General features: G+C 64.8%; 17 protein-coding genes. 11 read left to right on the top strand and 6 right to left on the bottom strand.

The features are described from left to right. The first annotated feature begins 30 nt into the window (after positions 1–30). The 9 genes from BMZ97_RS21010 to BMZ97_RS20970 all read left to right on the top strand — a co-directional run bounded on the left by BMZ97_RS21010 (position 31) and on the right by BMZ97_RS20970 (position 11,881). Positions 31–1,044: a 1-aminocyclopropane-1-carboxylate deaminase/D-cysteine desulfhydrase gene (locus tag BMZ97_RS21010; protein WP_092174188.1), complete on the top strand. Its 1,014-nt coding sequence runs from the start codon at positions 31–33 to the stop codon at positions 1,042–1,044. Then, positions 1,041–2,042, top strand: a complete 1,002-nt coding sequence (locus BMZ97_RS21005) for an ornithine cyclodeaminase family protein (protein ID WP_092174184.1) — start codon at positions 1,041–1,043, stop codon at positions 2,040–2,042. The genes BMZ97_RS21010 and BMZ97_RS21005 overlap by 4 nt, the downstream gene beginning before the upstream one ends. Next, positions 2,033–2,845, top strand: a complete 813-nt coding sequence (locus tag BMZ97_RS21000) for a sulfurtransferase (protein ID WP_092174181.1) — start codon at positions 2,033–2,035, stop codon at positions 2,843–2,845. The genes BMZ97_RS21005 and BMZ97_RS21000 overlap by 10 nt, the downstream gene beginning before the upstream one ends. A gap of 258 nt (positions 2,846–3,103) precedes the next feature. Beyond that, positions 3,104–4,684 (top strand): ABC transporter substrate-binding protein, encoded by a 1,581-nt coding sequence (locus BMZ97_RS20995; RefSeq protein WP_092174178.1) that lies wholly within the window; start codon positions 3,104–3,106, stop codon positions 4,682–4,684. Between the two features lie 11 nt (positions 4,685–4,695). Then, complete coding sequence (locus tag BMZ97_RS20990; RefSeq protein WP_092174175.1) at positions 4,696–6,195, top strand: M81 family metallopeptidase; 1,500 nt, start codon at positions 4,696–4,698, stop codon at positions 6,193–6,195. Positions 6,196–6,674: 479 nt separating this feature from the next. After that, positions 6,675–8,219: a glutathione ABC transporter substrate-binding protein gene (locus BMZ97_RS20985; RefSeq protein WP_092174172.1), complete on the top strand. Its 1,545-nt coding sequence runs from the start codon at positions 6,675–6,677 to the stop codon at positions 8,217–8,219. 12 nt (positions 8,220–8,231) lie between these two features. Then, positions 8,232–10,058 carry an ABC transporter ATP-binding protein gene (locus BMZ97_RS20980; protein WP_092174168.1) on the top strand — a complete coding sequence of 609 codons (1,827 nt, stop codon included), beginning with the start codon at positions 8,232–8,234 and terminating at the stop codon, positions 10,056–10,058. Between the two features lie 48 nt (positions 10,059–10,106). After that, positions 10,107–11,030 (top strand): ABC transporter permease subunit, encoded by a 924-nt coding sequence (locus BMZ97_RS20975; RefSeq protein WP_092174165.1) that lies wholly within the window; start codon positions 10,107–10,109, stop codon positions 11,028–11,030. Further along, positions 11,027–11,881, top strand: coding sequence for an ABC transporter permease (locus BMZ97_RS20970; RefSeq protein ID WP_092174162.1), 855 nt, complete (start codon positions 11,027–11,029; stop codon positions 11,879–11,881). The genes BMZ97_RS20975 and BMZ97_RS20970 overlap by 4 nt, the downstream gene beginning before the upstream one ends. 152 nt (positions 11,882–12,033) lie before the next feature. Here BMZ97_RS20970 and minE read toward each other — a convergent pair whose 3' ends face one another. Genes minE through minC form a run of 3 tightly spaced genes read right to left on the bottom strand, consistent with a single transcriptional unit; the run spans position 12,034 to position 13,877 of the window. Next, positions 12,034–12,297, bottom strand: a complete 264-nt coding sequence (minE, locus tag BMZ97_RS20965) for a cell division topological specificity factor MinE (RefSeq protein ID WP_069689375.1) — start codon at positions 12,295–12,297, stop codon at positions 12,034–12,036. Then, positions 12,294–13,109 (bottom strand): septum site-determining protein MinD, encoded by an 816-nt coding sequence (minD, locus tag BMZ97_RS20960; protein ID WP_092174160.1) that lies wholly within the window; start codon positions 13,107–13,109, stop codon positions 12,294–12,296. The genes minE and minD overlap by 4 nt, the downstream gene beginning before the upstream one ends. Before the next feature lie 33 nt (positions 13,110–13,142). Beyond that, entirely contained in the window at positions 13,143–13,877 is a 735-nt protein-coding gene (minC, locus tag BMZ97_RS20955; RefSeq protein ID WP_092174157.1) for a septum site-determining protein MinC, read from the bottom strand. A gap of 560 nt (positions 13,878–14,437) precedes the next feature. Here minC and BMZ97_RS31330 point away from each other — a divergent pair. Together BMZ97_RS31330 and BMZ97_RS20950 are read left to right on the top strand one after the other, a co-directional pair. After that, positions 14,438–14,608 (top strand): hypothetical protein, encoded by a 171-nt coding sequence (locus BMZ97_RS31330; RefSeq protein WP_175525655.1) that lies wholly within the window; start codon positions 14,438–14,440, stop codon positions 14,606–14,608. Between the two features lie 72 nt (positions 14,609–14,680). Continuing rightward, the gene (locus BMZ97_RS20950) at positions 14,681–15,556 is read left to right on the top strand and encodes a DUF4118 domain-containing protein (protein ID WP_092174154.1); all 876 of its coding nucleotides are present in this window, start codon (positions 14,681–14,683) and stop codon (positions 15,554–15,556) included. Between the two features lie 27 nt (positions 15,557–15,583). Here BMZ97_RS20950 and BMZ97_RS20945 read toward each other — a convergent pair whose 3' ends face one another. The 3 genes from BMZ97_RS20945 to gcvA all read right to left on the bottom strand — a co-directional run bounded on the left by BMZ97_RS20945 (position 15,584) and on the right by gcvA (position 19,471). Further along, positions 15,584–17,170: an ABC transporter substrate-binding protein gene (locus tag BMZ97_RS20945; protein WP_092174151.1), complete on the bottom strand. Its 1,587-nt coding sequence runs from the start codon at positions 17,168–17,170 to the stop codon at positions 15,584–15,586. An 87-nt stretch (positions 17,171–17,257) separates the two neighbouring features. Next, a complete protein-coding gene (locus BMZ97_RS20940) occupies positions 17,258–18,148 on the bottom strand; it encodes a peptidase C39 family protein (protein WP_175525654.1) in 891 nt (296 codons plus the stop codon). 393 nt (positions 18,149–18,541) lie between these two features. After that, the gene (gene gcvA / locus BMZ97_RS20935; protein ID WP_092174706.1) at positions 18,542–19,471 is read right to left on the bottom strand and encodes a transcriptional regulator GcvA; all 930 of its coding nucleotides are present in this window, start codon (positions 19,469–19,471) and stop codon (positions 18,542–18,544) included. Positions 19,472–19,796 lie beyond the last annotated feature (325 nt).

Raw genomic sequence — 19,796 nt, 5'->3', positions numbered from 1 at the left:
CTACACCATCACCATCCGGAGTATCTCGCGATGACACCCGACGATTTCCCGCGCGTCGAGCTCGGCTTCTTCCCGACACCGATCGACGATTTGCCGAACCTCTCGGCTGAAGCCGGTATCACGCTCAGGATGAAGCGGGACGACTATTCCGGCTTCGGCGGCGGCGGAAACAAGGTGCGCAAGCTCGAGTTCCTGCTCGCCGACGCGCTGGCCAAGAAGGCCAGCGTGCTGATCACCACCGGCGGCCATCAATCCAACCATGCTCGCATGGTCGCGGCCGCGGCGCGGCGCTTCGGCATGGAAGCCGTGCTGGTGCTGCGCGGCAACCCGCCGACCGAATATCAGGGCAATCTCCTGCTCGACCGTCTCCTCGGTGCAACGCTCGAATTCTTGGAGCCGACAGCTTATTTCACCCAGGTCGATCCGCGCATGGCCGCCCATGCGAAAGCGGCGGAAGCCGCCGGCAAGACGGCTTACGTCATCCCGCTCGGCGGGGCGAACCCGCTTGGCGCGCTCGGTTATGTCCGCGCGGTCGAGGAGATGTCGCGCCAGCTCGACGCGGCCGGGCGCCAGCCGCCCGACATCGTCGCCGCGCCCACCGGCTCCGGCGGCACGCTGGCGGGCCTCTATGTCGGCATCCGCCGGTACTGGCCCAAGACCAGGATCGTCGGCATCAGCGTCAGCCGCGACGCCGCCTGGTTCCAGGAGCGCATCGCCGGCATGGCCAATGATTGCGCCGCGCTGCTCGGCTGGGCGCAGGATTTCAAGCCGGCCGATATCTGGATCGAGGACGGTTTTGTCGGTTCCGCCTATGGTGTGCCAAGCCCGGGCGGCATCGCCACGATCAACCGCGTCGCCCAGAGCGACGGCGTGCTGCTCGACCCGGTCTATACCGGCAAGGCGATGGACGGCGTGCTCGCGCTGGCGGCGAGCGGCAAGATCCCTGCCGGCAGCGACGTGCTCTTCGTGCATTGCGGCGGCAGCCCGGCGCTCTACCCCTTCGCCAAAGTGCTGACCGAGGCGCCGGAAGCCTTGCCAGCATGACTCTGAGCCTGCCCGTGCTCGATCGCGCGGCGGTGATCGCGGCCGGCGGTGCGGATTTCGGCCTCGCGCTGGCCGATGTCCGCGACGCCTTCGCGCTGCTGCGCGCGGGCGAGGCCGAGATGCCGGCCGAGACCTCGGTTGCGCTAGGCATCCCCGATGTGCCCGGCCGGGCCTATGCCCTGCCCGCCTCGCTCGGCGGTCGCTTTCAGGTCGCAGGGGTGAAATGGACAGCCCATCGGCCAGCGCTCGGCGACGGGCAGCCGATGATCACCTCCTCTACCATCGTCAATGATCGCCGGAGCGGCCTGCCGCTCGGCATCGTCGAGAGCGCGCTGCTGACTGCGATGCGCACCGCTGCAGTCTCGGCGCTGGCGCTGGAGAGCTTGATGCCGGTGCCGCTGCGCAGCGCTGCGGTGCTCGGCGCCGGCTTCCATGCCCGCACGCATCTGGAGATGCTGGCGGCGCTGCATCCGGGGCTGGGGCGCGTCTTGATCTGGAACCGGACGCGTTCCAGGGCCGAGGCGCTGGCGGCGCGGAACTGGCCCTTCCCTGTGGAGGTGGCAGAGAGCGCGGAGGAGGCTGCGCGCAGCGACGCCGTCCTGACCTGCACCAATGCCAAGGAGCCGATCCTCGACGCTGCCGCGCTGACACCCGGCCGGCTGGTCGTCCAGGTCGGCTATCACGAGGTTTCCTTCGAGGCGATCGACAAGGCCGACCATGTCGTGGTCGATCTCTGGGGCGAGTTCCGGCTGAAGAGCGCCAAAAGCCTGTTCCAGATGCACCGCGCCGGCCGCTTCCCCGCGGAGCGCGTCGCGGCCGATCTCGGCACGGCGCTCGCCGGCGGCTTTACGCCGAAGCCCGGCAGCCTCGTCTATCTCTCGAGCTTTGGGCTCAACATCTTCGACATCGCGCTCGCCGCCCGCGTCACCGCCACGGCGGGGGCTGCGAATTCAACGCCCAACACGCATCAGGACAGGAGCGACTGGCCATGGCTGTAACGATCGACGCCAAGGCGCTGCAGGCGCGGCTCGGCGAAGCCGGGCTCGTCCTCGTCGATGTGCGCGGCATCGAAGCCTGGCGCGAGGCGAGCCTGCCCGGCGCGATGCATCTCAACGTCTACGACTACTTCATCCCGCAAAGCGACGAGGCCGGCATCGCCTCGCTCGCTGCGGCCACCGAGGCGGCGTTCGAGAGCTTGAACCTGTTTGCGGCGAAGACCGTCGTCTTCTTCGAGGAGGACACCGGCATGATCTCGCCGCGCGGCCTCTGGTTCCATGAGTTCCTTGGGCTTGAAGGCGGTCTGATCCTCGATGGCGGCATCAAGGCCTGGCGCGCCGCTGGCTTCGCAGTCGAGCCCGGCCATGGCCCGGCTGCGATCATCGCCCCGGCAGAAGCAGGCGCTGCGCCGAGCCGCCCGTTCCGGCGCGAGCTGATCGCCTCGATCGAGGAAGCTGGCCAATCCACGATGCTGCTGGATGTGCGCCGGCGCAGCGAGTTCACCGGCGAATTCGTCCACCCCTGCTGCGCTCGCGCCGGCCGCATTCCCGGTTGCAATCACATCTTCTGGGAGGATCTGGTCGAGGGTGGTGCCTATCGCACATCCGCGGAGGTCGCCGCACTCGCGCTCAAGGCGGGCTTGCGCAAGGATCAGCCCATCGTGACCTATTGCCATCGCGGCGCGCGGGCAGCGACCGCACTCTACGCGCTCAGGCAAGCTGGCTTCGAGGATGTCCGCGTCTTCGTCGGATCCTGGCACGAATGGGCCGGGCGCAGCGACCTGCCGACAGCGAGCGGCGAATAAAGCAGCGCCTCGGTTTCATCCCCCCTGGGAGCGAGGACTGCAGCGATCTCGGTGTCCACGAAACTGGCAGCGAGCCACCGAGCCGGAATGGCCCAAAACCGCGTGAGATGCGGGAGGCTCGCAAGCCATGCCCGGCTCACGGGGGTCCCAGTCGGCGCATGGCTTGCGCCCGTCATTTCCGGCGCTCTAGGATCGGCCGGCATCGCGGCGACGCTCTATTCGCGACCATTCCATCTGCTCAAACGGAAGGTTCCAGGCATGAGGCGTCGGACATTTCTTGGCGCCGCGGCTGGCGCCGCCGTATCGGCGCTGGCCAAGCCCAGCATCGCACAACCGGCGAGGCTGCTGAAATTCGTGCCTGAATCGGATGTCGCGATTGTCGACCCGGTCTGGACGACGGCGACGGTGACGCGCAACCACGGCTATCTGATCTTCGATACGCTCTACGGGCAGACCAGCGACTATAATTTCGAGCCCCAGATGGTGGCCGGCCATACGGTCGAGGATGACGGCAAGCTGTGGCGGCTGACGTTGCGCGAGGGCTTGCGTTTCCACGACGGCGAGCCGGTGCGGGCGCAGGATGTCGTGCCGAGCGTGCGCCGCTTCGCCGCCCGCGACGCCTTTGGTCGCGCCTTAATGGATGCGACCGATGAGCTGTCGGCTGAATCGGACCGCGTCGTGAAATTCCGTCTGAAACGGCCTTTCCCGTTGCTGCCGGCAGCGCTCGGCAAGACCGGGACCTCGATGCCCTGCATCATGCCGGAACGCTTCGCGGTCACCGATCCCAATAAGCAGGTGACCGAGATGGTCGGCAGCGGCCCGTTCCGCTTTAAGGCCGATGAGCGGGTCTCCGGCGCGCTGACGGTCTATGAGAAGTTCAGCGGCTATGTTCCGCGCTCGGGCGGCTCCGCCAGCTTTACCGCAGGTCCCAAGCACGTCTTCTTCGACCGCGTCGAATGGCGCATCATGCCTGACCCTTCAACGGCGGCCAATGCGCTCAGCGCCGGCGAAATCGACTGGTGGCAGAACCCGACACCGGACCTGCTGGGCGTGCTGAAGAGCCGGGCCGGGGTCAAGATCGAAGGGCTCGATCCCGCTGGCGGCATCGGCTGCCTGCGCTTCAACTGCCTGCATCCGCCGTTCGATAATCCGGCCATCCGGCGGGCTCTGCTCGGCGCCATCGACCAGACCGAATACATGACGGCAGTCGCCGGCGACGAACGCTCGATGTGGAAGGACCATGTCGGCGTCTTCAGCCCCGACACGCCGCTGGCGACGACGGTCGGCACGGACGTCCTGGTCGGCAAGCGGGATTTCGAGAAGGTCAAGCGCGAACTCGCGGCGGCCGGCTACAAGGGCGAGCGCGTGGTGATGCTCGACCCGACCGATTATCCCTCGACCCACGCGCTGGCGATGGTGGCGGCCGATGCGCTGCAGAAATGCGGCATGAACGTGGATCTGGTTTCGAGCGACTGGGGCACCGTGGTCCAGCGCCGCGCCAGCCGGCAGCCCACCGACAAGGGCGGCTGGAATATCTTCTTCACCTATCTGAACGGTACCAACAATTTCGATCCGGCCAGTCAGCTCGGCATTCGCGGCAATGGCGACCAGGCCTGGTTCGGCTGGCCGAAATCGCAGCGCCTGGAGGATCTGCGCGCCGAGTGGTTCGTTGCCAAGGATCTTGCTGCCCAGAAGGCGATCTGCGCCGAGATCCAGAAACAGTTCTTCGCCGACGTGCCCTATATCCCGCTGGGCGCCTATTACGAGAAAACGGCCTATCGCGGGCTGACCGGCATGCGCAACGGGTTCGCCCAGTTCTACGACGTGAAGCCGGCGTGAGGCAGCTCCCTATGCGTATCGCAGTCCTGCAATTTGCCCATGAGACCGTCACCTTCCTCCCCAACGACACGACGCGGGAGGATTTCATCTATCCAGGCTCGCCGGCCGGCGGCGAAGCGCTGCTCGCCACCGACCCAAAGGGCTATATGGGCGGCTTCGTACAGGTCGCGCGCGAATATGGCGATGTCGAGCTGATCGGCATCACCTCCCCGCTCTGGCCGCGCACCGGCACCGGGTCGGGCTGGATCACCCGGGATGCCTACGAGCATTTCCTGCGCATCATGATCACGGAACTGAAGGCGCAACAGAGGCTCGACGGCGTCTATCTGGCGCTTCACGGCGCACTGGCGGTGCGCGGCGTGCCGCGTCCCGAAGCCGATATAGCGCGGCGGGTCCGCGAGGTGGTCGGCCGGCAAGTCTTCATCTCTGCGACCTTCGACCCCCATGGCAATGAGGACGAGGCGTTTCTGCAGCAGGCCGACATGGCCTTCACCGTCAAATACTTCCCCCATTACGACATGCACCTGCAGGGCGAGCGCGCGGCGCGCATGCTGGTCAGGGCGATCCGCGGCAGCTTCAAACCGCTGCATCGAACGGTTCGAATTCCGATCATCGCTCCGACCGTGGTGATGTGGACCGGCGCCTCGCCCTGGTCCGACCTCATCCAGCGGGCGCTGATCTGGGAGGCGCGGGAGCCCGATGTCTTCGTCAATGTGTTCTTCGGCTTTCCCTGGTCGGACGTGCCCGATGCCGGCATGGGGCTCCAGGTCCTGACCAATAACGACCCGGCGCTTGCCGACCGCGTCATCCGCGACATGGCGGAATGGACCTGGCGGCGGCGCGAGGCGCTGCTCAACACCGTCAAAATCCACACGATGCAGCAGGGCGTCGCATTGGCCCGCGAGGCTGTGACAGCAGGCAAAGCCCCCGTCGTGCTCGCCGACTACAGCGACCGCTCGGGCTACGCGACCTGGCTGCTGCAGGAGATCATCGAGCAAAAGCTCGAACGGACCCTGATCGCCACGATCGCCTCGCCCGACATCATTCGTTCGGTGCTGGCCGCCGGCGCCAAGCCGGGTGATGCGTTCGATGCGGAGATCGGCGGCTTGTTCGATGAATCGGCCGGCGAGCCCGTCCGCATCGCCGGGACGATACGCTATCTCAGCCACGCCACGACGGCACGAGGCACTGGCAATGAATGGATCTGCGTGAGCTTCGGCAAGGGCAATGTCGTGGTGCTGAGCCCCTATCTCGTCCAGATCATGGAGCCGTCGGAGCTCTGGCAGCTCGGCTTCAAGCCCGATGAATTCGATGTGATCGCGATCAAGTCGCGCGCGCATTTCCGCCGCGGCTTCGACGATAGCGGCTTTGCCCCGACGATCCTTCTGGTCGAACCGCCTCAACCCTTCATGGGCACCGTGCATCTCCAGGCACTGCCCTACGAAAATCTCGCGCTGACGGACTATTATCCCTACGGCAACCCGAGCTTTCCGCCTGCGGATTGGAGCTAGTCCGAAACCTCGGCGTAGAACCCTCTCCCGTAGCGAGAGGGCAGGGTGAGGGGTTGGCCGTTTGACGTTTCGGCTGTGAGCCGCCCGCTGCTCCCTCGTCATTGCGAGCGCAGCGAAGCAATCCAGGAGGACTCCCTCTACGTCTTCTGGATTGCTTCGCTGCGCTCGCAATGACGGCAAGGTCGTCACACAACTGGTCCAGGGGCCGACACCTCACCCCTGCCCCTCTCACTGAACTCGGGCCTGCCCGAGTTCAGCACTCAAAGTGTCGAAGTCGGGTAAACCCTACTTCGATGCAGGAGAGGGGTTCCCCGCGCCCAGCGGCCTAGTCCCCGCGCCTCGGTCGACATAAAGAACATTTTTCTCCGGCATGTTGAAAATTGGAAGCGCCATTGCGCGTACCGCCATGGACTTCAGCTGCGTCGAAATCGTAAAACCTCACAGCTGTTCTTTTTTAAGAACGATCTGGAGTCGCTTTCATGCCGATATCGTTCGCTCATATCAGCACTGCATTTCGGTCCCTGGCCGTTGCCGCCGCGCTGGGGCTTGCAAGCCCGTCGCTTGCGGCCGGGCAGATCACGGTCGGCGTCGGCGACAATATCCTCGGTCTCGACCCGACCGATCTCAATGACTCGGTCTCGCTCTCGGCCAGCCGGCTTTTCTTCCAAGGGCTCTATGGCTTCGACCGCGAGCTGAAGCTTGTCCCGGTGCTGGCCGAGAGCACCGAGGTCAACAGCGACTCGACCCAGTACACCGTCCATCTGCGGCGCGGCGTCAAATTCCACGACGGCACGTCCTTCGATGCCGCTGCGGTCAAGCTGAACTACGACCGGCTGCGCGACCCGGCCAACCATCTCAAGCGCCAGAGCCTGCTGGAAGCCGTCGACAAGGTCGAGGTCGTCGACGAATTCACCATCCGTCTCGTCCTGAAGGCGCCGTCAGGCGTGCTGCTCAACTATCTCGCCCATACCGGGGCCTCCATCCTGAGCCCCAAGGCCATCGCGCAATACGGCGCCGAGATCTCGCGCCACCCGGTCGGCACGGGCCCCTTTGTCTTCACCAGCTGGACGCCGGACACGCTCAAAGCCGCGCGCAACCCGCAATACTGGCGCCAGGGCCTGCCGCGGCTCGACGGCGTCACAATCCGCAGCGTGCCCGAAAGCGGCGCAAGGCTGGCCCTGCTGCGTTCGGGCGAAGCGCAGTTCGTGTTCCCCTTGCCGCCTGAGACGGTGCAGCTCATCGAACGCGACGACCGCCTTGCCATCGACAAGACGCCGTCGATCGTGATCCAGTATGTCGCTCTCAACACCCGCAAGAAGCCGTTCGACGATCCGCGCGTCCGTCAGGCCCTGAACTATGCGATCGACAAGACGGCTTTCATCAAGGTCGCCTATAACGGCTTCGGCATCCCCATGGATGCGCCGGTGGCGCCGGGCATCGCCTTCTACAGCAAGCAAGGCGTCTGGCCCTATGATCCCGCCAAGGCCAAGCAGTTGCTGGCGGAAGCGGGCTATCCGAACGGGTTCGAGACCGAGATCTGGAATTTCAGCAACACGCTGAACAACCGGGCCTCGCAGTTCCTGCAGCAGCAGCTCGCCCTCGTCGGCGTGAAAGTCGCGGTCAATCCGCTCGAGGCCGGCGTCGCGACCACGCGGCTCTGGGGCGCCAAGACCCCGGAGGAAGCCGAGGTGCGCATGTTCTTCGGCAGCTGGGCACCCTCGACCGGTGACGCCGACTGGGCACTGCGGCCGCTGCTGTCGAGCCGCAGCTATCCGCCGGCGCTCTACAACCTCGCCTATTTCAAGAACGACGCGGTCGATGCGGCGCTGCTGAAGGGGCTGTCCACGGCCGATCCCGCGGAGCGCAAGATCGCTTATGACGCAGTCCAGAAAGTGGTCTGGCAAGAGGCGCCCTGGATCTTCCTCTCGGTCAACACGCTGGTGGCCGGCCGCGACAAGCGGCTGACAGGTCTCACCCAGCAGCCCGATACGGCCCTGACCTATGAGGACGCAGACCTGAAATAGGGGCTGCTCCCCATGGGCGAGCCGGAACTGCTCGACGTCCAGGATCTCTCTGTCAGCTTTCCCGCCGACAGAGGCCGGACAACCGTGGTTCGCGGCCTTGGGCTGACGGTCAGGCCGGGCGAGACCGTGGCGCTGGTGGGCGAATCAGGCTCCGGCAAGTCCGTCGCCTCGCTGGCGATCACCCGGCTTCTCGACTATGGGCCCGGCCGGATCGATACGGGCCGCATTCTCTATCGCGATAATGGCGGCACGGTCTTCGATCTCGCGCAGGAAGATGCGGAGACGATGCGGGGGCTGCGCGGCCCCGAGATCGCCATGGTGTTCCAGCAGCCGATGAGTTCGCTCAACCCGGTCATGCGGATCGGCGACCAGATCGCCGAGGCGATCGTGCAGCACCGCCAGCTCGACTGGACGGCAGCTCTCGCCGAGGCGCAGCGCCTGCTCGAGCGTGTCCGCATCCCCGATGCAAACCGGCACTTGCGCTCCTATCCGTTCGAGATCTCGGGCGGCATGCGACAGCGCGCGATGATCGCCATTGCGCTCGCGAGCCGGCCGCGGCTCCTCATCGCGGATGAGCCGACGACGGCTCTCGACGTGACCGTCCAGGCCCAGGTGCTGCGCCTGCTGCGCGAACTCCAGCGCGACCTCGGCACCGGCCTGCTGTTCATCACCCATGACATGGGCGTCGTCGCCGAACTCGCCGACCGCGTCGTGGTGATGCGTGCCGGCGAACGTGTCGAAGAGGGCGAGGTCGGCGCGCTCTTCGCCACGCCTTCCCACCCCTATACGCGCAGCCTGCTCGCGGCCGTACCGGTGCTCGGCAGCCTCAACGAAGAGGCCCTGCCGGTGCCGTTCCCGGAACCGCCTGCGCCGACCGGGCCGCAGGATACCGTGGCGGCCGCAGCGCCGGTGCTTGAGCTGCGCGATCTCGTCACGCGCTTCGACATCAGGGGCATGCTCGGCCGCGTCCGGGCCCGGGTCCACGCCGTCGAGCAGGTGAGCCTCGATATCCGCCCCGGCGAGACGCTCGCGCTGGTCGGCGAGAGCGGCTGCGGCAAGAGCACGCTCGGGCGCAGCATCGTGCGCCTCGAAGAGCCGTCCTCGGGGCGCATCCTGTTCCGGGGCGAGGATGTTCTCGCCGCGACCGCGAATAGCGCCGCGGACAGCGCTTTGCGACGCGGCATCCAATATGTCTTCCAGGATCCGTTCAGCGCGCTCGATCCGCGCCTCACGGTCGGCTTCTCCGTGGCGGAGCCGATACGCACCCATCGCCTCCTCGCGGGCACGGCCGTCATCCGCCGGGTCGAAGAGCTGCTCGAGCTCGTCGGCCTCCCGCGCGCCTTCGTCTCGCGCTATCCTCACGAGCTCTCGGGCGGCCAGTGCCAGCGCGTCGGTATCGCGCGGGCGCTGGCCTCGGAGCCGCGATTGATCATCGCCGACGAAGCGGTCGCGGCGCTCGACGTGTCGATCCGCGCGCAGATCGTCAATCTGCTGATGGATTTGCAGCGAAAGCTCGGCCTCGCCTGCCTGTTCATCTCCCACGACATGGCGGTGGTCGAGCGGATAAGCCACCGTGTCGCGGTGATGTATCTCGGGCAGATCGTCGAAATCGGACCACGTCAGGCCGTGCTCGCCTCGCCACAGCACGCCTATACGCGGCGGCTGCTCAGCGCGGTCCCGGTGCCAGATCCTGCGCGGCGCCGCGAGGAGATCGCGATCGACGACAGCGAAGTGCCAAGCCCGCTGCGGGCGTTGGACGACGTGCCGGAGGTGGCACCGCTGGTTCAGGTCGGGCCCGACCATTATGTCGCGCGGCACCGCGTGGGAGGTCTCTATTGAGGACGATGCGATGCGCGCCGTACTGACCCGCGGAAAGGATGAGAGCCGATGCCCGTCTTCGTTCTGAAGCGGCTGCTCGGCGCGGTGCCGGTGCTGTTTGCCGTATCGCTGTTCGTATTCGGCTTCGTCCGGCTGCTGCCGGGCGATCCGGCGCGCCTGGTGGCGGGGGCGGATGCGACGGAACAGGAGGTGGCATCCGCGCGCGCAGCGCTCGGGCTCGACCGGCCGATCTGGGAGCAGTATCTACGTTACGCCGGAGCGACGCTTCACGGCGATTTCGGCGTCTCCAGCCGCACGCATGAGCCGGTGATGGCGGTTATCGGGGCGCGCTTCCTGCCGACGCTGTGGCTCACTCTGGCAGCGATGGGCTGGGCAACCCTGACGGGGGGCCTGCTCGGCGTCTGGGCCGGGGTCAAACGCGGGCGATGGCAGGACCAGGCGGCCATGCTGGTGGCGATCGGCGGCCTGTCTTTTCCCGGCTTTTGGCTCGGGCTGCTGCTGATCGATCTGTTTTCGGTGCATCTCGGCTGGCTGCCCACTGGTGGCTATGACGGCTGGCGTTCGCTGCTCATGCCCTCCTTCACGCTCGGCGTCGGGGTGGCTGCGGTGCTTGCCCGCTTCACGCGTTCGGCCTTCGTCGATGTCGCCGGCGAAGATTTTGTCCGCACGGCGCGCAGCAAGGGCCTGACCGAACGCCGCGTGATCTGGCGCCACGCGGCGCGCAACGCCTTGATCCCGGTCGTGACCCTGACAGGGCTGGAATTCGGAACGCTGCTGGGCGGCGCGATCGTGGTCGAGACGGTGTTCGCCTGGCCGGGCCTGGGCCGCCTGCTCGTCGACAGCATCTCCTTCCGCGACTACCCCGTGATCCAGGCGCTGATCCTGCTCCTTTCCGCCGAGTTCGTGCTGATAAACCTCGTGGTCGACGTCCTCTACGGCGTCTTGAACCCGGCGATCCGGTTGCGATCATGACGACGTCTGCCATCCGCTCGCCCGCTCGGGAATTCTGGCGGCGTTTTCGCCGCAGGCACACAGCGCTTCTGGCCGCTGCCATCATCGCGCTCATCGTCTTCGCAGCCGTGTTTGCGCCCTATATTGCACCTTACGATCCGGCCGCCGCCGACTACGATGCGCTCCTGCAAGCGCCGACATGGGCCCATCTTGCCGGCACCGACTCCTATGGCCGCGACATCCTGAGCCGGATCATCTGGGGAGGCCGTGTCTCCCTGGCCGTGGGCCTGATCTCGGCCTTTGCCGGCGGCTTCATCGGTACGATCATGGGGCTTGTCAGCGGTTGGAGCGGCGACTGGGTCGACACGCTGCTGATGCGGCTATGCGACGTGCTGTTCGCATTTCCCGGTCTCCTGCTGGCCATCGCCGTGGTGGCGCTGCTGGGGCCGGGAGTGGGGAATGTCATCTGGGCGGTGGCCGTGTTCAGCGTGCCGGTTTTCGCCCGGCTCGTGCGCGGCAGCACGTTGGTGCTGAAGCAGACCCAATACGTTCAGGCCGCCCGCAGCATCGGCGTATCCAGGTTCAGGCTGATCCTTCACCATATCCTGCCCGGAGCCCTGCCGGCGGTGATCGTCTATATGAGCCTGCGCATCGGCTCGGCGATCCTCGTCGGCGCGGCGCTGTCTTTCATTGGGCTGGGGGCGCAACCGCCAAGCTCCGAATGGGGCGCCATGCTGGCGGATGGGCGCAGCTATCTCGGCGTCGCCGATCACCTGACCCTGTTTCCGGGTCTCGCCATTTTCGTCGTCGTGCTCTGCTTCAACATCCTCGGCGACGGCCTGCGCGATGCTCTGAACCAGAAGCTGCAATGAAGCGCGATCGTCAGATCGACGGTTGAGGGCGGCCTTTACCGTTTAGGCTCCGCCCAGAGCCAAAACGCCTCGCAGCTGTCGGAGGCTATCCCCGAAACTGCGAGGCGAGGAGGTCCCTCTACCGGCTTTCATACCGTAGGGGAAAGCGGCCGTCAGGCCGCCTTCTTGGCCGCGTCGAACGGGATCTCGACGTCGACGGCGAGCGTCGAATATTGCGCGCCGCGCTCCATCTTCACAGTGACCTTGTCGTGATCGATCTGCATATGCATCGAGATCGCGCGCAGGATTTCGTCCCGCAGCTTGGAGACAAGGTCGGAATCACCGACCGCCGCGCGCTCATGGGCGAGGAGAACCTTCAAGCGCTCGCGGGCGGCAGGGGCCGACTGAGTGCGGGAAAACAGGCGACGCAAATTCATGCCGCTTTCCTTCCGAAGATCTTGCCGAAGAAGCCGCGCTTTTCGCCCGGAATCATGATCGGCAGGTTTTCACCCTTCAGCCGGCGCGCCGCCTCGAAATAGGCGATCGACGGCGCGCTGCGATCATCGGCCAGGGTGACGGGAGAGCCGAGATTCGACGCGCGCAGCACGTCCATGCTTTCCGGGATGATGCCGAGCAGCGGGATCGACAGGATCTCGAGGACGTCGTCCACCTTCAGCATGTCGCCACGTTCGGCGCGGGCCGAGTCGTAGCGGGTGAGCAGGAGATGCTTCTCCATATGCTCGCCGTTCTCGGCCCTGAGCGTCTTGGAATCGAGCAGGCCGATGATGCGGTCGGAATCGCGCACCGAGGAGACCTCCGGATTGGTCACGACGATGGCCACGTCGGCATGGCGCATCGCGAGTGTCGCTCCGCGCTCGATACCGGCCGGGCTGTCGCAGATGACCCAGTCGAAGACGCTCTTCAGGGCATTGACGACCTTCTCGACGCCCTCCGGCGTGAGGTTGTCCTTGTCGCGCGTCTGCGAAGCCGGCAGCAGGTAAAGCGTCTCGACCCGCTTGTCGCGGATGAGCGCCTGCGTCAGCTTGGCTTCGCCCTGGATCACGTTGACGAGGTCGTAGACGACCCGTCTTTCGGCGCCCATGACGAGATCGAGATTGCGCAGGCCGACATCGAAATCCACGACCACGACCTTGTCGCCGCTTTTTGCAAGAGCCGCTCCCAACGCCGCGGAGGACGTCGTCTTGCCAACGCCGCCTTTGCCGGATGTGACCACGATGACTTTACCCATAGACCTCTCCTGTTTGTATCGACGCGCAATGCTCTAGGTGAGCGACCCGACCTTGAATGTTTCGCCTTCGAGCCAGATCTGGACGGCCTTGCCGCGCAGTTCCGGCCCCATGTCCTCAGCCGTCTTGTAGAAGCCGTCGATGGCTAGGAGTTCCGCTTCGAGCTTGCTGCAGAAGATGCGCGCGGATGCGTTGCCCATCGTGCCGGCCAGCGCGCGTCCCCGGAGCGTGCCGTAGATATGGATGGAACCGCCCGCGACGATTTCCGCGCCGGATGCGACCGACCCGATGACGGTCACGTCGCCCTCGGGAAAGAACAGCGACTGACCGGAGCGTACGGGCTGGGTCACGATGATCGAAGGCGTGGTCTTGATCGGAAGCGGGTCGGAGCGAATGATGCTCTCGGACACGGCCGCTTCCTTGATCGGCTCGGCGACCGGCGCTTCGATATCCGATGTCGAGCGCCCGCCGGATATCGCGGGCGGCAGATCCGCGCCGAGCAATGAGGTGCGGGCGCCTTCAATACCCATGATTCGCACATTGCGCGTGCACAGCTCGCCGACGAGTTCGCGGAGCTGCGTACGGTCGAGGTCGATGCCTTCGACATCGAGCACCACCGGCCGCCTCAGGAAAAACCCGGCGGACAGCGCAGCCAGCTCATCGAGCCGCACGAGCCAGTCCTCGATGGGCAGCTCGGGGGTCAATGTGAGCGCAAGGTAGGAGCGCCCCTTGAGGCGGATCGGCCTGGGTTTCGTTAACACGGCGGTCATCTTGGTAAATTTTCGGTAGCTCCGGTGTATCGGCGGATGGTTAACAGATGGTAAATCGCCGGAGTGCGCCGACGGCGGCGAGCCGCCTTTGAAAGCGGATCAAGCCTGGCAAGGGCCGCGTGTCGTCGCCACTCAGGCGTCAAAAGCCGCCGACATTGAAAGCATCCGCGGGACGCCGAAAACGCTCCTCCGCAGGGCCCAAAGCCGTTCGCGGCAGCGTTTGCCCGGGCGGTCCATGCAAGGCATCGCAGCCCAACGGCATCGGCCACGCGAAGGCGAACGCGGTCACATCCGCGTGGCTTGCTGTCGATCGCGAGCTTCAACATCGCGAGATTGCGGATCCGGCAGTCATGCCGCGGCGAGCGCGAACGGCCCATTGACGGTCGTGCGGGCAGCCACCATTCCGCCACTTGGGCACGACAGCGTCCATCCATATCTCTAGATGGGCGCAATGTTTGGCCATGGGATCCTTACATCGGTTTTATGCAGCTGGACGATGGCCTGCATAGCGATTTAACGCAGAGATCGCCGATCATCCGCTGCCGAAGACGGAGGTCGAAATGGCCACCTATGAAGCCTCCCTGAGGCGACGGCGCGAGGCGGCATATCAAGCCACACGCCGCAACAAACCACTCGACGGTATCGCGCGCGCCCTGTTGCAGTCCTTTGCCGTACTGCTTCTGCTGGCCGGCATCCTGGCCGTGTGGGTTCATTCTGCGGCACCGCGCTAAGCGAATGCCGAGCGCGCGAGCAACGATGGCGCTGTATGACGAGCATGCGCACCGGCATAAGGGGACATTGCCATGAGCACTCAGGAGTCTTCGGGCGAGTTCAAGCTTCTATCGGACACTGATCCGCTGCCGGCTTTGCAACTCTTCGACCTGCCGATCATCGTTCGATATCTTGTTGCACTCGTGATGACCGCCATTGCAACGGTGGTGGCCGTCGGATTGGACAGCGCGGTGACGATTCCGAATCTGTCTCTCGTCTTTGTCGTGCCCGTGATCATCGCGGCCGTTGCTTTCGGCCTGGGCCCATCGCTGTGCTCGGCGCTTCTTGGGGCTCTTTCCTATAATTTCTTTCTGACCGAGCCGCGCTTCTCGCTTCGCGTCGACGACCCTGCGAATATCTGGGCGATCGGGCTGCTCTTCGTCGTCGGAGCGATCGCGAGCGCCGTGGCCTCGACCGCCCGACACAAGGCAGACGATGTGGCGCTTGCGAAGCGGCAGGCAGCGGTCGTGCAGTCTTACAGCAGAGACATCATCGCAGCCGACGATCTAAAGGCGATCTTCTCCAGCACCGCCAATGCGCTTGAGGCACTCTTCCGGGTCCCTGTCGTCGTGATGCTGGTGTCGGACGTCGCTGTCGACGTGGTCGAGAGACGCGGCAAGATCGACCCTAGCGAAGTGGAGATCGAGGCGGCGCGATCGTCGCTGACCACGGGCAAGATTTCCGTCGCGGACGTCTACCCCTTCGATGCCTCGCGTTTCGATTTCTGGCCGGTGACGACGTCGGCAGGAGGCCGAGCCGTCGTCGGGCTTGCGTTCGACCCGGAGGAGCGCCCACCCCAGCCAGGTACCCTTGTCGATATCGTCAGGAGCCTTCTCGCTCTGGCTCTTGATCGCCAGCACCTCCGGCCCGGATCAGCTACCTTCTCGGAAGCGCAGGCATCCGCCTAGAGGCCGTTAGGGACTGTGGTTGGCCTGTCAGGCAGGCCGCACGTTCCAAAAAGTCGGGAAGCCGTTAAGGATTCCAGTCAGGCTGGTGCGGTAGGCCGTCGGTTGGATGTACTGCCCGAGCGGATAGTACGGGGCATCGACAAATGCCTGGCTCTGCATCTCCTGGCAAAGGCGCTGCTGCGCGGCGAGATCTGGCGCCGAAAACCAGGCTTCGCGCTGCGCCTCCAGCTGCGGGCTGGACACCCACCCGGCGTAACCGGCCTCGCCATTGCCGCGGATTGCGACGTGGCTCGAAGGATTGAGCCAATCCATTCCAGTCCAGCTTGTCACAAAGGCGTTCCAACCGCCTTGGTCCGCGGGCCCCTTTCGATTGCGCCGCGCGAGCAACGTCCCCCAATCGAGCGCCAGGTAATCGACATTGATGCCCACCTGCTTGAACATGTCGGCTGCAACATCGCCTAGCGCCTTCAAGGCAGTCGAGTCGCCCGGCACCATCAGCACCACTTTCTCGCCAGCATAGCCCGCATCGCGCAGCGCGGTGCGGACCTTGGCAAGGTCACGCGGACTGGACAGGATATCGAGCCCGACATTGCTGGCCATCGGTGTGCCCGGGCAAAAAAAGCCGAGCGGCGTATGGTAGAGGGCGGCTTCGTCGCCGACGACGCCCTGCATGAAGCTCGCCTGATCAATCGCGCCAAAGAGCGCGCGCCTGATGGCGGGGTTGTTGAAGGGCGGTTGCAGATGGTTCAGCCGTAACATCGTCACGATGCCGGTGGGATCGAGAACCCTGGTTTGGACGCCACGCGCCTGCTTCAGCAACGGCAGGTACTCGTGATTGGCAAACTCCCACCAGTCCCTTTCGCCGGTCTGCAGCGCGGACGCTGCCGTGCTGGTATCGGGCATGGTGTGCCACTCGATCCGCTCGTAATGCGCGACCTTGGGACCTGCGGTCCAGTCGGGCGCACCGCTTTCACGCGGCCTGTAGCCCTCGAAGCGAGTATAGACGTTGCGCGCTCCCGGAAGACGTTCATCTGGTTTGAAGCGGAAGGGGCCAGACCCGACCATCTCGGTGACCTGCTGCTGCGGGTCCGTATTCGCAAACCGCTCCGGCATCATCGCGCACATCAGCGCCGCCGTCTTGCCGAGAGCCCCCGGCAACAAGGGGAAGGGTCGCTTCAGCCGGAAGCGTATCGTGCGGTCGTCGATGGCAGAAAGCTCGTCCGTTGCCTGTAGCAGCGTGCCCCCGAAGGCATCACGCCGCGCCCATCGTCTGATGCTTGCAACGCAGTCGCGCGCCAGAACCTTCTCTCCATCGTGCCACAGCAGCCCCGCACGCAAGCTCAGGTTCCAGACCTTGCCATCCTCCTCGACGCTATGCCCTTCGAGCATCTGCGGCGACATGCGGAAGTTTCCATCCATGCCGTAGAGCGTGTCGAAAACGAGATAGCCGTGATTGCGGGTCACCGAGGCGGTCGTGAAGACAGGGTCGAGGTAGACGAGATCAATCTGCGGGATGAAACGCAGCGTCGTCTGCGACTGCGATCGCACCCGCGCCGGGAGAGCAAGGCCGGCCGCGGCAGCGCTGACGCCAGCGATGAAGGTCCGTCGTTTCATCTGTTCTCCGCCTGCTTCTGTTTCGAATCGACGTCAAAGGGTTGAGCGCGTTCGGACGCGGTACAATCGCGTGCCAAGGCGAAGGGCTCAGGCTGCTCGCGGCCCGATCAACAAGGTCGCGCGATACTGCGGCTCGCCATACCCGGACATGCGTTCGAGGACTGAGGAGCGGATGGGGAGGTCGAGCACGTCGACCTCCGTTTCCAGCGATGCAGTCTCAATCCAGGGATCGTTGACCAGGAACAGCTCCCCGTGCACGGCGTGGACGACGATCCAGTGGGGCGCCGAGCGGCCATGGGTTTCCATTTGATCGATCAGGACGAGACCGATGAAACCAGCATCGATTGCATCCTTCAATTCCGCAGCCTCGATGGCGCGATGTTCGACAGCGATGCCTGATCCGAGCACGCGGCTTTTGAAGTCGGCCTGGACGAAAGTCATCAGCGCACGCTTGGCCTCGGTATCCGCGCGATCGAGTAAGATCGGCTCGGAGGTGCTCATGAACAGCCGCAATGCGTAGCCGCGTGCGGCGGCCGCAAGGGCGAGGCCGTATGGATCGCATCCACCGGGACCGCTCAGGCCGATCACCGTCGTGGCTTCCCGCCACAATGCGATTTCGAGCTGGCGGTCCGGGACGCATTCCGGTTCCAAACCCGCGAAAGCCATGGCAAGCGAGGCGGGGCCGCATGTGAAGCCGGTCGATTGCGGGTAGAGCGGCGCGATCGGCCTGGGAGGTACGGTCTCATTGCGGAGTCTGCGCTCGGAATAGCGCTGTGTCGCTGCCGCAGCCGCGACACCCAGCAGCCCTCGCAAATTCGACGGCACATCGCCGTCCCCAGTCGTGTCGGCAACACGCCAGGTCAACACGTCATTGCCGAATGAAATCTCTTCCAGTGCCGCAACCAAGGCGCGCCCCACCTCGGTCTCATCCCCGTCGGCCTCCGGCCGAGCGACCCAGAACCAGACGACGCGCAGCATCGCAGAGGTCCGGCGGCGAAGCCCAGCCAGCAGGCCGACGACGACCGCGTCACGTCTTGCGACCAAAACGAGCCCGGCGCGCGCAGACAGGAAACCCGTCAATCTTTCCGCGGCTGCCGGCGAGAGCCCATCCGGCACGTCCTGACCATGGAAAATCTGCGTAACTTCGATTGGAGACATGAGTCAGTTGGCTCCGACGGGAGGAACCGAAGCTGCGGCTCCGTGGCGGACTGGCGCGGCTGACGTCGAAGAGGCGAGGGCATGAACGGCAGCCATGGCGCAAAGACCAATCAGGTTGCGAGCGATTGCCGAATATTACGGTGGCGGTGCGCGCCGACCCAAACGATAAGATCGCGTCAAATCATTCCCTGGAGGAATGAACTTCAGTTCACGTCATGCGACCGGCGCGACCTCGTTGCCCGAGCGCTGCCGGAACAGCCGCATCTCATCGATGATCCAGCGACGGAAGGCCTCGACCGCCGGCAGGCTGCGCTTACGCTCCGGGCAAACGAGGTAATAAGATTCCGCGCTTTTCATCGTCTGCGGAAACGGAGTGATCAATCGGCCGTCGAGCAGCTCTGCCTCGATCATGAAGCGAGGCACGATAGCAATCCCCATTCCGCTGACCGCGGCTTGTATGATCATCTCGAAATGCTCGAAGCGAACACCGTGAAAGGGGTTGACCTCATTCCCGCCGGCCATCTGCAGCCAATCCTTCCAGGCACGCGGCCGCGCGCGATGGTGGAGCAAAGCGAGCTGGCCCAGATCCGCAACGGTGCTGAGCGGCCCCTTGGGCGATAGCCGGGAAGGAGCGCAGACGGGAATGACCATTTCCTCCATCAAAAAATCGGACGGACCTCCGGGCCACGGCTTCTCACCAAAATAGACCGCGATATCGATGTTCTCTTCGACAAGATCGAAGGGCCAAGTCCGAACTGTCAGGCTCAGGGCGATGTTGGGGTAGAGAGCCTGGAACCTACCGATTCTTGGAGCCAGCCAGCGGGAACCGAAGGTTGGGAGCGTGGCGATGTTCAAAAGTCCGCCCCCGCCTTGAAAGGCGAGTGCTTCCATGGTTGCCGATTCCATGATTTCGAGCGCCTCGCGTATCCGGGCGAGATAGAGTTGCCCAGCCTCAGTCAGAACAATGCGTTGCCGAATCCGCTCAAACAGGCGAAGCCCCAGGAACGTTTCAAGTGATTGGACCTGCTTGCTGACCGCGCTTTGCGAAAGATTCAGCTCTTCCGCCGCGCGCGTAAAGCTTGAATGACGGGCCGAAGCCTCGAAGATCGTCAGCGAAGGCAGGGAAGGCAGGACGCGGCGCACGAGTTGTTCCGAGCGGATCGACAATCGTCGACTGAACTATGAGTCGTCAGGATCCTTGCGACAAGGCTCTGCTAGAGCATTGTCGAGCGAAGTGGACACCGGTTCGCGTGAAGACAATGCGATAAAACAAGGAGGTAGAGCATTTCCGCGATTCGAAGAAACGCGGAAATGCTCTAGGACGCTGTGCGCTACAATTTCTGACGCAGCGGCGAGATGCATCGCGTCACGCCGGCGATGGCAGCGAGCCTGTCGGACGCGCTTTTGAACGGGATGGGTATCGTCGGGATGAGGTATGCCAGCATGCCGGCTCTGAAGCGCGGTCCTG

The sequence above is a fragment of the Allobosea sp. OK403 genome, from assembly GCF_900113835.1.
Taxonomy (GTDB): domain Bacteria; phylum Pseudomonadota; class Alphaproteobacteria; order Rhizobiales; family Beijerinckiaceae; genus Allobosea.
Note: the sequence above shows the minus strand (reverse complement) of the source record. Positions and strands in the feature narration are given on the sequence as shown.

Coding starts and splice junctions, on each gene's coding strand:
- BMZ97_RS21005 (WP_092174184.1), top strand. CDS start 1,041: ATGACTCTGAGCCTGCCCGTGCTCGATCGCGCGGCGGTGATCGCGGCC.
- BMZ97_RS20945 (WP_092174151.1), bottom strand. CDS start 17,170: ATGAAACGACGGACCTTCATCGCTGGCGTCAGCGCTGCCGCGGCCGGC.
- minC (WP_092174157.1), bottom strand. CDS start 13,877: ATGACCGCCGTGTTAACGAAACCCAGGCCGATCCGCCTCAAGGGGCGC.
- BMZ97_RS20975 (WP_092174165.1), top strand. CDS start 10,107: ATGCCCGTCTTCGTTCTGAAGCGGCTGCTCGGCGCGGTGCCGGTGCTG.
- BMZ97_RS21000 (WP_092174181.1), top strand. CDS start 2,033: ATGGCTGTAACGATCGACGCCAAGGCGCTGCAGGCGCGGCTCGGCGAA.
- BMZ97_RS20950 (WP_092174154.1), top strand. CDS start 14,681: ATGAGCACTCAGGAGTCTTCGGGCGAGTTCAAGCTTCTATCGGACACT.
- BMZ97_RS21010 (WP_092174188.1), top strand. CDS start 31: ATGACACCCGACGATTTCCCGCGCGTCGAGCTCGGCTTCTTCCCGACA.
- BMZ97_RS20985 (WP_092174172.1), top strand. CDS start 6,675: ATGCCGATATCGTTCGCTCATATCAGCACTGCATTTCGGTCCCTGGCC.
- BMZ97_RS20995 (WP_092174178.1), top strand. CDS start 3,104: ATGAGGCGTCGGACATTTCTTGGCGCCGCGGCTGGCGCCGCCGTATCG.
- minD (WP_092174160.1), bottom strand. CDS start 13,109: ATGGGTAAAGTCATCGTGGTCACATCCGGCAAAGGCGGCGTTGGCAAG.
- BMZ97_RS20990 (WP_092174175.1), top strand. CDS start 4,696: ATGCGTATCGCAGTCCTGCAATTTGCCCATGAGACCGTCACCTTCCTC.
- BMZ97_RS20980 (WP_092174168.1), top strand. CDS start 8,232: ATGGGCGAGCCGGAACTGCTCGACGTCCAGGATCTCTCTGTCAGCTTT.
- BMZ97_RS20970 (WP_092174162.1), top strand. CDS start 11,027: ATGACGACGTCTGCCATCCGCTCGCCCGCTCGGGAATTCTGGCGGCGT.
- BMZ97_RS31330 (WP_175525655.1), top strand. CDS start 14,438: ATGGCCACCTATGAAGCCTCCCTGAGGCGACGGCGCGAGGCGGCATAT.
- minE (WP_069689375.1), bottom strand. CDS start 12,297: ATGAATTTGCGTCGCCTGTTTTCCCGCACTCAGTCGGCCCCTGCCGCC.
- BMZ97_RS20940 (WP_175525654.1), bottom strand. CDS start 18,148: ATGCTGCGCGTCGTCTGGTTCTGGGTCGCTCGGCCGGAGGCCGACGGG.